The organism is Micromonospora sp. U21 (assembly GCF_018070045.1).
GTDB lineage: Bacteria > Actinomycetota > Actinomycetes > Mycobacteriales > Micromonosporaceae > Micromonospora.
This window is the reverse complement of record NZ_JAGPYK010000003.1, coordinates 35,302-49,077: the sequence shown is the minus strand read 5'-3', so window position 1 is coordinate 49,077 and position 13,776 is coordinate 35,302. Positions and strand designations below refer to the sequence as shown.

15 protein-coding genes are annotated in these 13,776 nt (G+C 72.7%); 6 read left to right on the top strand and 9 right to left on the bottom strand.

Annotated elements, in window-relative coordinates; genetic code table 11:
* Window positions 1-35 precede the first annotated feature (35 nt).
* From KBX63_RS04940 to KBX63_RS04930, 3 genes are all read right to left on the bottom strand, one after another.
* Window positions 36-965, bottom strand: a complete 930-nt coding sequence (locus KBX63_RS04940) for an endonuclease domain-containing protein (RefSeq protein ID WP_210908660.1) — start codon at window positions 963-965, stop codon at window positions 36-38.
* 210 nt (window positions 966-1,175) lie between these two features.
* Complete coding sequence (locus KBX63_RS04935) at window positions 1,176-1,820, bottom strand: hypothetical protein (protein ID WP_210908659.1); 645 nt, start codon at window positions 1,818-1,820, stop codon at window positions 1,176-1,178.
* Window positions 1,821-1,943: 123 nt separating this feature from the next.
* A complete protein-coding gene (locus KBX63_RS04930) occupies window positions 1,944-2,522 on the bottom strand; it encodes a TetR/AcrR family transcriptional regulator (protein ID WP_210908658.1) in 579 nt (192 codons plus the stop codon).
* A 114-nt stretch (window positions 2,523-2,636) separates the two neighbouring features.
* On the opposite strand from KBX63_RS04930, the gene KBX63_RS04925 reads away from it, so the two are divergent.
* Window positions 2,637-3,356, top strand: coding sequence for an MBL fold metallo-hydrolase (locus tag KBX63_RS04925; protein ID WP_210908657.1), 720 nt, complete (start codon window positions 2,637-2,639; stop codon window positions 3,354-3,356).
* A 63-nt stretch (window positions 3,357-3,419) separates the two neighbouring features.
* Here the strand turns inward: KBX63_RS04925 and KBX63_RS04920 are convergent, their stop codons facing one another.
* A complete protein-coding gene (locus KBX63_RS04920; protein ID WP_210908656.1) occupies window positions 3,420-5,933 on the bottom strand; it encodes an RNA helicase in 2,514 nt (837 codons plus the stop codon).
* 85 nt (window positions 5,934-6,018) lie between these two features.
* A complete protein-coding gene (gene trmB / locus KBX63_RS04915) occupies window positions 6,019-6,726 on the bottom strand; it encodes a tRNA (guanosine(46)-N7)-methyltransferase TrmB (protein ID WP_210908655.1) in 708 nt (235 codons plus the stop codon).
* Between the two features lie 131 nt (window positions 6,727-6,857).
* On the opposite strand from trmB, the gene KBX63_RS04910 reads away from it, so the two are divergent.
* Both KBX63_RS04910 and KBX63_RS04905 read left to right on the top strand, forming a co-directional pair.
* Window positions 6,858-7,502, top strand: a complete 645-nt coding sequence (locus KBX63_RS04910) for a hypothetical protein (protein WP_210909199.1) — start codon at window positions 6,858-6,860, stop codon at window positions 7,500-7,502.
* 7 nt (window positions 7,503-7,509) lie between these two features.
* Complete coding sequence (locus KBX63_RS04905) at window positions 7,510-8,220, top strand: class F sortase (RefSeq protein ID WP_247661737.1); 711 nt, start codon at window positions 7,510-7,512, stop codon at window positions 8,218-8,220.
* A 131-nt stretch (window positions 8,221-8,351) separates the two neighbouring features.
* Here the strand turns inward: KBX63_RS04905 and KBX63_RS04900 are convergent, their stop codons facing one another.
* Genes KBX63_RS04900 through KBX63_RS04890 form a run of 3 tightly spaced genes read right to left on the bottom strand, consistent with a single transcriptional unit; the run spans window position 8,352 to window position 10,452 of the window.
* Window positions 8,352-8,669 carry an antibiotic biosynthesis monooxygenase gene (locus tag KBX63_RS04900; protein ID WP_210908654.1) on the bottom strand — a complete coding sequence of 106 codons (318 nt, stop codon included), beginning with the start codon at window positions 8,667-8,669 and terminating at the stop codon, window positions 8,352-8,354.
* A gap of 27 nt (window positions 8,670-8,696) precedes the next feature.
* Window positions 8,697-9,494 carry an exodeoxyribonuclease III gene (locus tag KBX63_RS04895; protein ID WP_210908652.1) on the bottom strand — a complete coding sequence of 266 codons (798 nt, stop codon included), beginning with the start codon at window positions 9,492-9,494 and terminating at the stop codon, window positions 8,697-8,699.
* A gap of 37 nt (window positions 9,495-9,531) precedes the next feature.
* Window positions 9,532-10,452 (bottom strand): proteasome assembly chaperone family protein, encoded by a 921-nt coding sequence (locus KBX63_RS04890; protein WP_210908650.1) that lies wholly within the window; start codon window positions 10,450-10,452, stop codon window positions 9,532-9,534.
* Window positions 10,453-10,873: 421 nt separating this feature from the next.
* Between KBX63_RS04890 and KBX63_RS04885 the strand changes: the two genes are divergently transcribed.
* The 3 genes from KBX63_RS04885 to KBX63_RS04875 all read left to right on the top strand — a co-directional run bounded on the left by KBX63_RS04885 (window position 10,874) and on the right by KBX63_RS04875 (window position 12,780).
* Window positions 10,874-11,722 (top strand): peptidase M23, encoded by an 849-nt coding sequence (locus tag KBX63_RS04885; protein WP_210908649.1) that lies wholly within the window; start codon window positions 10,874-10,876, stop codon window positions 11,720-11,722.
* A gap of 106 nt (window positions 11,723-11,828) precedes the next feature.
* Entirely contained in the window at window positions 11,829-11,975 is a 147-nt protein-coding gene (locus tag KBX63_RS04880) for a hypothetical protein (protein ID WP_167627088.1), read from the top strand.
* A gap of 49 nt (window positions 11,976-12,024) precedes the next feature.
* Window positions 12,025-12,780, top strand: coding sequence for an EcsC family protein (locus tag KBX63_RS04875; protein WP_210908648.1), 756 nt, complete (start codon window positions 12,025-12,027; stop codon window positions 12,778-12,780).
* 22 nt (window positions 12,781-12,802) lie between these two features.
* Here KBX63_RS04875 and KBX63_RS04870 read toward each other — a convergent pair whose 3' ends face one another.
* The gene (locus tag KBX63_RS04870; protein ID WP_210908647.1) at window positions 12,803-13,654 is read right to left on the bottom strand and encodes a GDSL-type esterase/lipase family protein; all 852 of its coding nucleotides are present in this window, start codon (window positions 13,652-13,654) and stop codon (window positions 12,803-12,805) included.
* Window positions 13,655-13,776: the final 122 nt, after the last annotated feature.

The following is a 13,776-nucleotide window of genomic DNA, read 5'->3' as shown; positions in this document are numbered from 1 at the left end:
CCAGGAAGTAGTGGTCTCCCTTGACGGGGAGGCCACTATTTCCTTATTCGAGCACGATCATGGTGCCCAGGGGAGCGGGACCGGGTACGCAGGGCGGCCCTGACCTCGGCAAGGAAGCCGTCGAAGTCGTCCCGGAGGCGCTTGGCGGTCACGTGCAGGACGATCCAGTCGCCGCCGAGCAGCCGGTTGAGCCGCTGGCGGTCCCGGTGGAACTGCTCGGGGTCGTCGTGCCAGAGCCCGTCGTACTCCACCGCGACCTTGAACTGCGGCCAGGCCAGGTCCAGCCGGGCCACGAACCGGCCCTGATCGGCGACGATCCACTGCGTCTGCGACCTGGGCAGCCCGGCGAGCACGAGCCGCACCCGGGTGCGGGACTCCTGGGGTGACTCCGCGCCCGCGTCGGCCAGGTCAACCGCGCGCAGCAGAGCCCGCCAGCCCCGTCGACCGGCCCGGCCCAGCGCGTACTCGCGCAATGTCGGCACGTCGATGAGCCGGCTGGCCATCAGGGAGTCGATGACGACCACCGCCTCGACGACATCGAGCCAACGGGCGAGGTCCCAGCAGGTCCGCGCCGGACTGGTCACCCTGACTCCCGCCCGGTCCACCGTGTCGCCGGGGTCGATCTCCCCGTGGTGGATCCGAAGGCCGGCGGTCGGCCCGATCCGGGCGTCGCTGGGCACCAGCACGTCGACCGGCTCGCTCAGAGTCGGTGTCGCGCAGCCGTACAGGGCCGCCGCGGCGCTCCCTGCGATGGCCGCGCCGGGCGGGATCAGCCAGCGTCCGACAGCGGCGCACCTGGTCAGGTGGGTGACTCTGACCCGGGCGTCGACGTAGACGTCCCGGAAGAGTGGCCGCCACGCGGAGCTGCGTAGGTCGTTGCGGGTCAGCAGCCCCTGCGAGATGGCGACCGAGCCGCGGAAGACCCGACCGCGCAACTGGGGCGGCCGGCGAGGAGCTTTCGGCATGGCCTCCAGGCTGACCGATCGCGCTGCCCCACGCCGCCCCTGTGGATAACCGCAGAACGCGCGGCACGTTCACTGCCCACTGACCTCATGATCTCGCCCGAACATGAATGTAGTGGCCTCCCGAGGAGGGGAGGCCACTACATCCTGGATCGAGCGTGATCTTGCCGGGCAGCGGCCCCGGACAGCGGCCCGGGCTGGCGGGGTTGGTTGTCAGGCGGCGGTGGACCAGATGGCGCGGAAGGCGGCGGCTTCGCCGGCCAGCCAGCGTTCGATCTGCTCGGGCTTGGCGTCGGCGGGCATGTGGTGGGCCTGACCGCGTCGGACGTCGACCAGAACCGGCTCGGCGTGCGGCAGCACCGCGTCCATGTGCCGGGTCATCAGGTGCAGGGTGGCGAGCACGGATTCCGCACTCGGCGGGGTTTCGTCGAAGTGCAGCCGGACCGCCTCGGCCCGGCCGTCGGCGTGCCGTACCCCGAAGTGGGGGTTGATCTTGACGGGTAGGTCGCCCAGCATGGCCAGGGCGTCGCGGGTCTGGGCAAGGTCGACGGCCGACGGCTCGCCCAGGGAGTGCAGCCAGGCCGTGGCGCCGGGCACCAGCGCCTGGTAGAGCGGGCGCCAGCGCGGCTTGACCACGTCGACCACGCCGGTGAGGTGGGTGCCGCCGGTGTGGAAGGCGATGTCGGCCTTGAGAGCCTTGACGAACTGGCCGTGCGGGTTGAAGCCGGAGCGGCTGGCCCGCTGCTTACGCAGGCCGCCCACGAAGGTCGCCTTGGTGGGGCCGTTGCGGTCGACGTAGCGGGTGAAGCCGAGCAGTGTGGCGTAGGGGGTGAGGGGCGTGGAGGCGGGCGCGGTCACGGGCGTCCTCCCAGGTCAGGATCTCGATTAGTACATACATTCTAATCGACGGGTCTGACATTGCCCAGCGAAACCGGGGGCGGGAAGGAGTCGCCTCGGAGGCCCGGATACGGCCCCTGGCGGTCAGTCGGCCGGGGGCGGTTCCGGGGCCGCGAAGGCGGCGGTCAGACGGATGATGCCGAACTCGAAGGCCTCGTCGAGGTCGCCGCCGAGGTTGAAGGCGCCCGCGAACTCCATGCTGACGAAGCCGTTGGCCCAGGCGGTGAACATGCGGGCGGCCTCCAGGGCGTGCCCGGGCCCGGCGAGGTCGGCGGCGACGCGCAGGGCGGGGGCGCTGGCCATGGTGAGGGCGTCGAGGCTGGGCCGGGTCTCCTCGCGGCCGTTGGCGAAGATCAGCTGATAGCCGGCCGGGTGCGCGTGGGCGAACGCGCGGAATGCGCGGGCCAACTCGCCGAGGTCCGTGGCCGGGTCGCCGCTGCTGGCGACGGCGCTGAGCTGCTGGCCTAGGTCGCGAACGGTGGTCTCGGCGACGAGCCGGATCAGGGCGTCGCGATTGCGGACCCGCTTGTAGAGCGACGGGGCGCGCACACCGACCCGCTCGGCGACCGCCTGCATCGTCAGGCGCGGGAGCCCTTCCGACTCCAGGATGTCGCGGGCGGCCTCGACGATGTGGGCGAGCGACGTCCGGTCGGGGGTCGGCATGCGGGTGCTCCTTCCGGGTAGGGCGACGGCCGTCACCATGATAGCTATAGCTTTTAGCCATGATGGCTATATACCGTAGCCATCAGGGGCGTGACGTCACTTCGGGAGGCACTCATGAGGCTCGGTCCACACCTGCACCGCATCGGCAACGACATCGTCGCCGCCTACCTGATCGAGACCGAGGAGGGCGTGACCGTCGTGGACGCCGGGCTCTCCGGTCAGTGGTCGGAGCTGGTGGCGGAGTTGTCCGGCATGGGCCGTTCGCTCGCCGACGTCCGCGGCCTGATCCTCACCCATGGCGACACGGACCACATCGGGTTCGCCGAGCGGCTCCGGCGCGATCACGGCGTGCCGGTCCACGTGCACAGCGCGGACGCCGCCCGCGCCCGGGGCGAGGTCAAGCCCGAGGCGTCCTTCGGGAAGTTCAAGGTGGGTGCGACGGCGCGCTTCCTCTGGTACGCGAGCCGCAAGGGCGGGTTGCGCACGACCCACCTCACCGAGGTGACCGCCGTGGAGGACGGTCAGGTGCTCGACCTGCCCGGTGCCCCGCGCGTGATCGGGATGCCCGGCCACTCGCCGGGCAGCATCGCCGTGCACGTGCCGGTCGCCGACGCGGTGTTCGTCGGGGACGCGCTCACCACCCGGAACGTGCTGACCGGCCGGCAGGGTCCGCAGCCGGCGCCGTTCACCGACGACCCGGCGTTGGCCCTCGCCTCACTCGCCCGCATCGAGGACCTGCAGGCGACGTGGATCCTCCCCGGCCACGGCACCCCGTGGAACGAAGGCGTCCGCGAGGCGGTGCGCCGGATCAGGGCGGTGGCCGAGGCACGGTGAGTGGAGCCAGGCCGAGGCCGTCGCCGGTCGTGTGCCGGAGGCGAAGTTCCGGCTCGCATCGCGTCAGAGCTGGCCGACCTCGGTGATCCGGATGACGGCCGCGCCGATCTCGTCCGAGGCGGCCAGGTCGACCTCGGCGCTGATGCCCCAGTCGTGGTCGCCGTCCGGGTCGTCGAAGATCTGCCGGACGGTCCACCGCTCCCGGCCCTGCTCGATCATGAGCAGCGCCGGTCCGCGCGCGTCCGGCCCGACGCCGAGTAAGTCGTACGCCTCGAAGTACGGCCGCAGCGCGTCGGCCCACGCGTCGTAGTCCCAGCCGTCGGCGGCGTCCAGTTCGGCGAGCAGGTCCCAGCGGCGCAGCGCCGCCAGCTCGACCCGGCGGAACAGCGCGTTGCGCACCAGCACCCGGAACGCACGCGCGTTGCGGGTCACCGCCGGTGGCCGGTCGGTCAGGGCGGCGTGCGCCTGGGCCACCTCCGCCACGTCGGAGGGGTTGCGCAGCCGCTCCCACTCGTCGATCAGGCTGGAGTCGACCTGGCGGACCAGCTCGCCCAGCCACTCGATGAGGTCGATCAGCTCCTCGGTCTTGGCGTCCTCGGGCACCGTCTGCCGCAGCGTCTTGTACGCGTCAGCCAGGTAGCGCAGGACGAGGCCTTCCGAGCGGGTCAGACCGTAGAACTGCACGTACTCGGTGAAGGTCATCGCCCGCTCGTACATGTCGCGGACCACGGCCTTGGGGGAGAGCTGGTGGTCGGCGACCCAGGGGTGCCCCTGCCGGTACATCTCGTACGCGGCCTCCAGCAGCTCCGCGAGGGGCTTCGGGTGGGTCACCTCGTCGAGCAGCTCCAGGCGAGCCTCGTACTCGATGCCCTCGGCCTTCATGGCGGCGACCGCCTCGCCGCGCGCCTTGAACTGCTGCGCGGACAGGATCTGTCGGGGGTCGTCGAGGATCGACTCGATCACCGAGAGGACGTCCAGGGCGTACGACGGGGACTCGGCGTCGAGCAGCTCGATGGTGGCCAGCGCCAGCGGGGAGAGCGGCTGGTTGAGCGCGAAGTCGAGCTGAAGGTCGACGGTGAGCCGGATCCGCCGGCCGGTCTCGTCCGGCTCGGGCAGCTCCTCGACCACACCGCCGGCCCGCAGCGCGCGGTAGATGGCGATCGCCCGGCGGATGTGCCGGCGCCGCGCGGCGGCGTCCTCATGGTTGTCGGTGAGCAGGTGCCGCATCGCGGTGAACGCGTCCCCGGGCCGGCCGATGACGTTCAGCAGCATCGAGTGGCTGACCTGGAAGCTGGAGGTCAGCGGCTCCGGCTCGGCGTCGACCAGCCGGTCGAAGGTGGGTTGACCCCAGCCGATCGAGCCCTCCGGCGGCTTCTTGCGGACCACCTTGCGCCGCTTCTTCGGGTCATCGCCGGCCTTGGCGAGGGCCTTCTCGTTGTCGATCACATGCTCGGGCGCCTGCACCACCACCCGGCCGATGGTGTCGAAGCCGGCCCGGCCGGCCCGGCCGGCGATCTGGTGGAACTCGCGGTTCTTGAGCAGGCGGGTGCGCACCCCGTCGTACTTGGACAGGCCGGTGAACAGCACGGTGCGGATCGGCACGTTGATGCCGACGCCGAGGGTGTCGGTGCCGCAGATGACCTTGAGCAGGCCGGCCTGCGCGAGGGTCTCGACCAGCCGGCGGTACTTGGCCAGCATGCCGGCGTGGTGGACGCCGATGCCGTGCCGGACCAGCCGGGACAGCGTCTTGCCGAAGCCGGAGGTGAAGCGGAAGCCGCCGATCGCCTCAGCGATCATGTCCTTCTCGGCGCGGGTGCAGACGTTGACGCTCATCAGCGCCTGGGCGCGCTCCAGCGCGGCGGCCTGGGTGAAGTGCACCACGTACACCGGGGCCTGCTTGGTCTCCAGCAGCTCCTCGAGGGTCTCGTGCAGCGGCGTCATGGCGTACGAGAAGATCAGCGGGACGGGCCGCTCGGCCGAGCGGACGACGGCGGTCGGCCGCCCGGTGCGCCGGGTCAGGTCGTCGACGAACCGGGTGGTGTCCCCCAGGGTGGCGGACATCAGGATGAACTGGGCCTGCGGCAGCTCGATGATCGGCACCTGCCAGGCCCAACCCCGGTCCGGCTCGGCGTAGAAGTGGAACTCGTCCATGATCACCTGGCCGACGTCGGCCCGGTCTCCCTCGCGCAGCGCAAGGTTGGCCAGGATCTCCGCGGTGCAGCAGATGATCGGGGCGTCGGCGTTGACGCTGGCGTCGCCGGTCAGCATGCCGACGTTCTCGGCGCCGAACACCTCGCAGAGGGCGAAGAACTTCTCCGACACCAGCGCCTTGATCGGTGCGGTGTAGAAGGTGGTCCGGCTGTCCGCGAGGGCCGTGAAGTGCGCGGCGACCGCCACCAGGCTCTTGCCCGAGCCGGTGGGCGTGTTCATGATCAGGTTGGCGCCGGAGACGATCTCGATGACCGCCTCCTCCTGATGGGGGTAGAGGTCGAGGCCGCGCTCCTTCGCCCAGCCGGCGAACGCGTCGAAGAGGGTGTCGGGGTCGGCGCTTGTCGGCAGCGCGGCGGTGAGCGTCATATCCCGTCCATGGTGCCTGGATCATGCCCCCGGGCGCCAACCCGCCGTCCGCCGGACCCCCGTCCGCGTGCCGCGTACGCCCGGGTCACCGTCGGCGGTAGATCAGGTCGGCGACCGGCCGGCCGGCCGTGAGCGCCCGTCGCTCGAACTTCGTCACCGGGCGGTGCGCCGGACGCGGCGCGAACCCGCCGTACGCGTCCACCAGCTCCGGGTCCGCGTCCAGGGTCTGCCGCATCCCATCGGCGTACTCGGCCCAGTCGGTCGCGCAGTGCAGCGTGCCGCCCGAGGTCAGGCGGGAGCGCAGCAGCGCCACGTGCGCCGGCTGGATGATCCGCCGCTTGTGGTGGCGGGCCTTCGGCCACGGGTCCGGAAAGAAGACGTGGACGGCGTCCAGGACACCCTCGGACAGGCCACGGACCAGGTCCAACGCGTCGCCCTGAGCCACCCGCACGTTGCCCAGGCCGCACCGGTCCACCAGGTCGAGCAGGTTCGCGATTCCCGGCGTGTGCACCTCTACCGCCAGATAATCTCGGTCCGGGTCGACGGCGGCCATCGCGGCGGTGCTGTCGCCCATGCCGGAGCCGATCTCCAGCACCACCGGCGCCCGGCGGCCGAACAGGCCGGCGAGGTCGACCGGCTGGACGGGCCCGTCCGGCACGTCCAGGCCGTACGCGTGCCAGAGCCGATCCAGCGCATCGGTCTGCCGGCCGCTCATCCGGCCCCGTCGGGGGTGGAAGGTGCGGATCGCCCGGCTCGTGGGCGGGGCGGCGGGGTCATGGTCAGTGGCGGTCACAGCGACCCGAGCGTACGCGACCCTGTCGGCGGATCGGATGTGATGTGCGACCGGGAATGAGAGGATCCAACTGGTACGGCAAGGCCGGGTGGTCCGATGCCCGGCACGGCCGCACGGCGTCGAGAGGGGGCATCGTGACAGTGACCCGCGGCGGCGTGACCCTGTCGGTGGTGGCCATGCTCGCCGGCCCTCTGCTGGCCGCCGCCCCCGCACACGCCGCGCCAGCCACCCCCGTACCCGCCGCCGTCCTCGCCCCCGCCGCGCCCGTCCGAGTGTCCACGGCCGCCCTCATGCTCGCCGCGCCCGCGCCCGGGGCGCCGCAGCCAGACCCGCCCGGTGGCGCACCCCAGCCCGGTCCGGTGGTGGACGTCTTCGTCGAGGTGAGCCCGAGCACGGTGCAGCCCGGCTACCTGGTCGGCATCCGGGCCAGTTGTCGGGACAACTCGGTGGGCGCCACGGTGGTCTCGGATGCCTTCGGCGCGGTCGGTGTGCAGCCGCAGCGCGGGGTGCTCACCGCCGCGCCGATGGTGCGTGAGCGCACCCGCCCCGGCAACTACCGCATCAAGCTCGAGTGCCGCGACGGCGAGAGCGCCACGACGATGCTCCAGGTGGTCAAGAAGATCCAGCCCAGTCGGGGCCCGGCCACCGGCTTCGGCGGCGGCGCTGGCGGCATGACCAGCAATCTGCTGCTGCCCGGTGGCGCGGCGCTGACCATCACCGGGTTGATCGTCGCCGTGGTGGCCCTGCGCCGGCCGCGCGGCGTCTCCCGCCGCTGAGGCCGCCATGGAGATCTTCCGCCCCTCGCAGCCGCCCGCCGACCGACCGTCGGTGGCCGCCCGACCGCCGACCGCCGTCGCGCCCCGGCGCAGCCGTCCGCCCGGCCGCAGCCCCTGGTCCCTGCCGGTGGCCGTGGTGCTGGTGCTGGCCGGCGTGTTCGCCACCGGGGCGGGGCTGGGTGGCTCGGCCGGTCCGTTCGACTGGGCGCCGGCCGGCGGTGACCGGCCGGCCCGCAGCGAGACGGTCGGGTTGTCGGCCAGCCGTCCGGTGCGCCTCTCGGTGCCGACGATCAAGGTCGCCGCGCCGGTGGCGCCGGTCGGGCAGGCGCGGGACGGCTCGATCGCCGTACCCCCGTTGGAGCGGCACAACGAGACCGGCTGGTACGACCGCGGGCCCACGCCCGGCGAGCCCGGCCCGGCGGTGATCGTGGGGCACGTGGACACCAAGAGCGGGCCGTCGGTCTTCTACGACCTGGGCAAGCTGCATCCCGGCGACCTCATCGAGGTGGCCCGGGCGGACAGGTCGGTGGTGGTGTTCAAGGTCGACACGGTCGAGCACTTCCCGAAGGACCAACTGCCCGCCGAGCGGATCTACGGCCACGACGGGCCCCCCGGGTTGCGCCTGATCACCTGCGGCGGCCAGTTCATCGGCGGCCGCACCGGCTACGCCGACAACGTCATCGCCTTCGCCACTCTCCAGAGCTCCCGCAAGCCCTGAACCCACCCGACAGCCGACCCGCATGATCGATACGGCGTCGGCGATGTCGGGGCATCCCACCAACCCAGACACCCCGATATCGCTGACGTGGAGTCGATCTGTCCACCCCATGATCAACGGGGCGGGCGGGGTCAGGGCTGGGGGACGTGGAGGGCCACCTCGAACTCCAGGAGGTTGGCGCCGGTGGCCACCGGGGGGCGGGGCTTTTCGCCGGGCTTCTCGGCGTGTGCGGCGCGGGACGGGCCGGCGGCCCACGCCTGGTACGCCTCCTCGGTCTCCCACCGGGTGTAGACGAAGTAGCGGGTCTCGCCGGCCACCGGCCGGAGCAGCTCGAAGCCGAGGAAGCCGGGGGACTTCTCCACGGCGCCGGCTCGGGCGGCGAACCGCTTCTCCAGTTCCGCGCCGGCGCCCGGGGGAACCTCGATTGCGTTGATCTTCACGACTGCCATCTGCCCACCCTAGCCACGCCGGTCGGCTCAGAACGTCTCGACCACGGGTACCAGGTCGGCGTCGACCACGATCGGGGCGTGATCGGAGGGGCCCTTGCCCTTGCGGGCCTCCCGGTCCACGTACGCCGAGCGGACCGCCCGGGTGAACGGCGCGGAGGCGTAGACCAGATCGATCCGCATGCCCTTGTTCTGATGGAACATCCCGGCGCGGTAGTCCCAGTAGGTGAACGGGTGCGGTCCCTTCATGGGGGTCGGCACCACGTCGCTGAGCCCCAGGTCGCGCAGCGCCGCGAGAGCCGCCCGCTCGGCCGGCGTCACGTGCGTGGAGTGCGTGAAGACGGCCGGGTCCCAGACGTCGGCGTCGGTCGGGGCGACGTTGAAGTCGCCGCAGACGGCCAGCGGCAGCCCGCCGGCCAGCTCCGCGTCCAGCGCGTCGCGCAGCGCCGCGAACCAGGCCAGCTTGTACGCGTAGTGCGGGTCGTCGGGTGTCCGGCCGTTGGGCACGTACACCGACCAGACCCGCACCCCGTCGCAGGTGGCGGAGATGGCCCGGGCCTCCGGCGCGGGGAAGCCGGGCTCACCGGCGAACCCGACCCGGACGTCGGTCAGGCCGACCCGGGACAGGATGGCCACCCCGTTCCACCGGCCGTCGCTGTGGCTGGCCACGGTGTAGCCCAGCTCGCCCACCTCCGCCATCGGAAACGCGCCGTCCGGGCACTTGGTCTCCTGCAGGCAGACCACGTCCGGCCCGGTGTCGGCCAGCCACTCCAGCAGCCGGGGCAGCCGGGCCTTCACCGAGTTCACGTTCCAGGTCGCCAGGCGCATGTCCCCAGCCTGCCGCATCCGCCCCCGTGATGCCCGGTCAGCTGCCCGGGGTGTCGCCGGGACGGGTCTGTTCGGCGAGGAACCGTTCCAGCTCCGCGCCGAGTTCGTCAGCGGTGGGCAGCGGGCCCGCCTCCGCGGCGAGCAGGCTCTTCTCGCCGCGGCCCCGGGCGAACGCGTCGTACTGCTCCTCGAGGGCCTGGACCAGGGCGGCGGCGTCCTCGGTCTGGGCGACCTGCCGGTCGATCTCCACCCGGACCACCTCGGCGGCCGAGCGCAGTCCGTCGCCCGGCAGCAGCAGGCCCGTGCTGCGGGACACCGAGGTGAGCAGCACCTCGGCGGCGGCCGGGTACTCGGTCTGCGCCACGTAGTGCGGCACGTGGGCGGCGAAGCCGAGCGCGTCACGACCCTGCTCGCCGAGGCGGAACTCCAGCAGGTGACCGACGCTGCCGGGCACCTGGACCCGTTGCAGCCAGGGCTCGTACCCGGCGATCAGCTCGGGCCGGGTGGCGTGTGCGGTCACCCCGGTCGGACGGGTGTGCGGCACCGCCATCGGGATCGAGTTGAACCCGACGGTGAGCCGGACGTCCAAGCGGGCGGCCAGCCCGGCGACCGCGGCCACGAACCGCTCCCACTGCAGGTCCGGCTCCGGGCCGGTGAGCAGCAGGAACGGGGTCTCGTCGTCGTCGTGCAGCAGGTGCAGCTCGAGCTCGGGCGCGTCGACGCTCTCCCAGTGGTCCTCGACGAAGGTCATCACGGGGCGCCGCGAGCGGTAGTCGAAGAGCTGGTCCACGTCGAACGTGGCGATCGGCCGGCTCTCCAGCGAGGTGAGCAGCTGCTCGCGGGCCAGCCGGCTTGCGTTGCCGGCGTCCACGAACCCGGTGAGGGCCTGGATCATGACCGGTTGCCCGAGGTCGGGCAGATCGTCGGTGAGCTGGTAGAGCTCGTGTGGGTCGAGCACCGGTGCGGACCTCCCTGGAATGTGCCTACGGGATGCCGACGCGACGGACGGCACCCGGTTCGGGCAACGTACCCGCCATCCTGGTGCATTCCTGCGTCGGGCGATCCGTCGCCCGGCGGATGGGCGCGACCGGACCAATCACCCGATTACCCCGCCAGGTTGGCCCCTGCCGACCGATCGGCCGAGGGCGGTTCAGCCCAAAGGCCGAGTTTGTCGATCATGTCGGGGCGCGGGGCCCGATGTCCGCCCCTGTCGTGGGCCGTGTCGGCCTGCGTGCCGCGCCGGCTTCATCCGGTACGCGAGGTCCATTCCTCGGGCGGGTCGACCCGCCCCGGTCGTCCACCAGGACGGCCCCGATCTGTGGCGAGCGCCACGTGATCACCGTGCGTGATCGGCGTTTGCGCCTGCCTAGCCTCGGTTGATGCGTGACGACGGCACCCTCGACGACCCGGACGCCCCGAGTAGGCCCACTGCCGATACGGAGGATGGCACCTCAGCCGAACGGACAACCGTCGCGAGCCGGCTCCTGGCGTACGCCCGGGACCTGACCGGTCGACGCCGGGCACAGGTGGCGCTCGCCACCGGCGTGGTCTGCTGCCTCGGCCTGGGCGCCGTCGCGCAGGTCAGCGACGAGAGCGCTGGCGCCGTGGCCCGCGATCCGCTCGCCGGGAGCGCGGAGCTGGTGCAGCGCGCCGAGCAGCAGCGTGCCTCCCGTGGCCTCGACCGGGCCACGTCCGCCGCCACCCCGTCCGCCGTCGCGACCCCCGCCGACCCGGACACCACCCGGTCGGCGCGCAAGGCCGCCCCGGTTCGGCCGACCGACCCGGCCCCCGTCGCCGGACTGGACGAGGACCAGATGGAGAACGCCGAGGCGATCGTCCGGGCCGGCCGCGAGATGGGGATGCCCCGCCGTGGCCTGGTGATCGCGGTGGCCACCGCCATGCAGGAGAGCAACCTGTACAACGTGGCGAGCGGCGTGCTGCCCGAGTCGCAGGACCATCCGCACCAGGGCGTCGGGTGGGACCACGACTCCGTCGGGCTGTTCCAGCAGCGCTCCAGCAGCGGCTGGGGGCCCGTGGGCCGGCTGATGGACCCCGAGTTCGCCACCCGGCAGTTCCTCAGCGCGCTGGAGCAGGTGCCCGGCTGGCAGCACATGCGGCTCACCGACGCCGCCCAGGCGGTGCAGGTCTCCGCGTACCCCGAGCACTACCAGAAGCACGAGTGGCGGGCCAGCAGGGTCGTCGACGCCATCGTGCCGGCCGGGCGGTAACGTACCGACCACTATGGACGGTTGGGGTTGAGCCTGTCGGGTCCCGGGTGCATCCGTTGCGGGTACGGGGTACACATGACAGAGGTATCACCGACAGGAGGACGTTATGTCACTGATGCAGCGGATCAGCATGTTCCTGAGATCACCCAAGGGGCAGCAGTTGGTCGACCGTGGGCGGCGCGAGCTGGCCAAGCCCGGCAACCAGCAGAAGCTCAAGGGGTTGGCGGCCCGGCTGTCCAACCGCCGCCGCTGACCGTTCCACCGGCCGTCCTGCCCGCCGTACCGACCCCTGGGGAGACCCGGTGACCGACACCCCGCCCGTCGGCGGCCAGCCCGCCGCGCCCACCCCCCAACCGTCCGGCAACCTGCCGACCCCGCCGGTGGACGCCCCCGAGGGTCCACCGGCCCGGCTCTGGGACCGGATGCGCGCGGATCCGCAGTACGCCCCGGAGCACCTCGCCCTGGAGGCGGTGCGCCGGCTCGGGCCGGAGGCCGCCCAGTGGGCTGCCCGGGCCAGGGCCGATCAGCCGGGTGTCTCAGCCGACGTCCTGGTCGACCAGGCGGCCCGCAAGTTCCTCAACCTGGCCCGTCTCTCCGGCGCGGTCTCCGGCGCGGCCGGCCTGCCCGGCGCCGTGCTCGACGTGGGCGTGCTGGCCTGGACCCAGGCGCGGATGGTGCTGCACATCGCCGCCGCGTACGACGTCGACCCGTTGCACAGCGACCGGGCCACCGACCTGCTGGTGCTTCAGCGGGTGCACAAGGTCGCCGAGAGCGCGCGGCTGGCGCTCGGGGTGGCCGCCGGCCGGGAACGCGCCGACGCGCTCTTCGGCCTGGGCGGGCGCCAGCGCCCGCTCGGTCACGTCATGTTGAAGCTCGGCATCCGGCTGGCGCAGATGGCCGGGGTCCGCGCGGCCAAGCGGATGGTTGCCAAGGTCGTGCCAGGCGCGGCGATCGTGCTCGGCACCTGGGCCAACTCGTCGGCCACCAAGGATCTCGCGGAGCGCTCCCGCGCCCTCTACCGCCCGCGCGGCGCCGTGCCGGAGCCCCGCCACCACTGACACCCGCGGGGCGTACGGCCGGTCAGTCGGCCAGGCCCGAGGCGCGCCAGGTCACCTCGGCGAGCCGGCCCTGCCCGGCGGCGTCGGGGTGGAACCAGTCGAGCGGGTTGAGCAGGTCCAGGGTGAACCGGACCCTGTGCACGGCGCCGCCGTCGTGCCGGCAGCGCGAGCCGTAGGCCCGGCAGGCTGCCACCAGTTGGGCGTTGTACGCATCGATCCGGTCCCGGACGGCGGCCCGCCGGGCCCGGTCCGCCGGCGCCGTCGAGGTCGCGTCGGCCAGCAGGGCCGGGCAGACGCCCCGCCGCCAGGCGCGCACCGCCCGCGAGTCGCCGTGCCCGACCTCCCAGAGCCGGTACAGGTCGGGAATGCTCACCACCAGGACCCGGGCCTTCGGCCGCCCGGTCCGCAGCACCCGCAGGCCGCGGTCGACGTCGGCCCGGAACTGGGCCACCGGCGTCATCGCCTCCACGCCGCCCCGGCAGACGTCGTTGGCCCCGATCAGCACCGTGACGTAGTCGGCGCGGTCGCGTACCGCAGCCTTGGCCTGGCCCTCGAGGGCGTCGGCGCGTGCCCCCGGCCGGGCGTGGTTGTACGTCCGCCCGCGGATTGCGGAGTCCTGGTCCAGCAGCCGCCGGTAGTGACTGCGCACCCGCAGGCCGTCCCCGGTCGACCAGGAGTTTCGCTCGCAGGAGGTGAGCACCAGGCAGGAGGCGAAGCCGGTGCTGATCGAGTCGCCGAGCGCGGCGATGCCGCCCGGCCCGCCGGGCTGCGGAGTGCCCTTGGTGGGGCGGGGGGTGGCGGAGGTGCCACCCTCGCAGGCCAGCGCGACGAGCGCCGCGAGACAGGCCAGGGCGGTGACCCAGCGTCGAGGCATGACATCCCCCGTCTTGGCGGCGCAGAGCGACGGCGTGGTAACTCTATGCGTAGGGGTCGGTCCGTCGGGAAGTTGCTGTCGGGTATGCGGCAGAGTGTCGGTGCGGCCGCCCCTACGTGCTA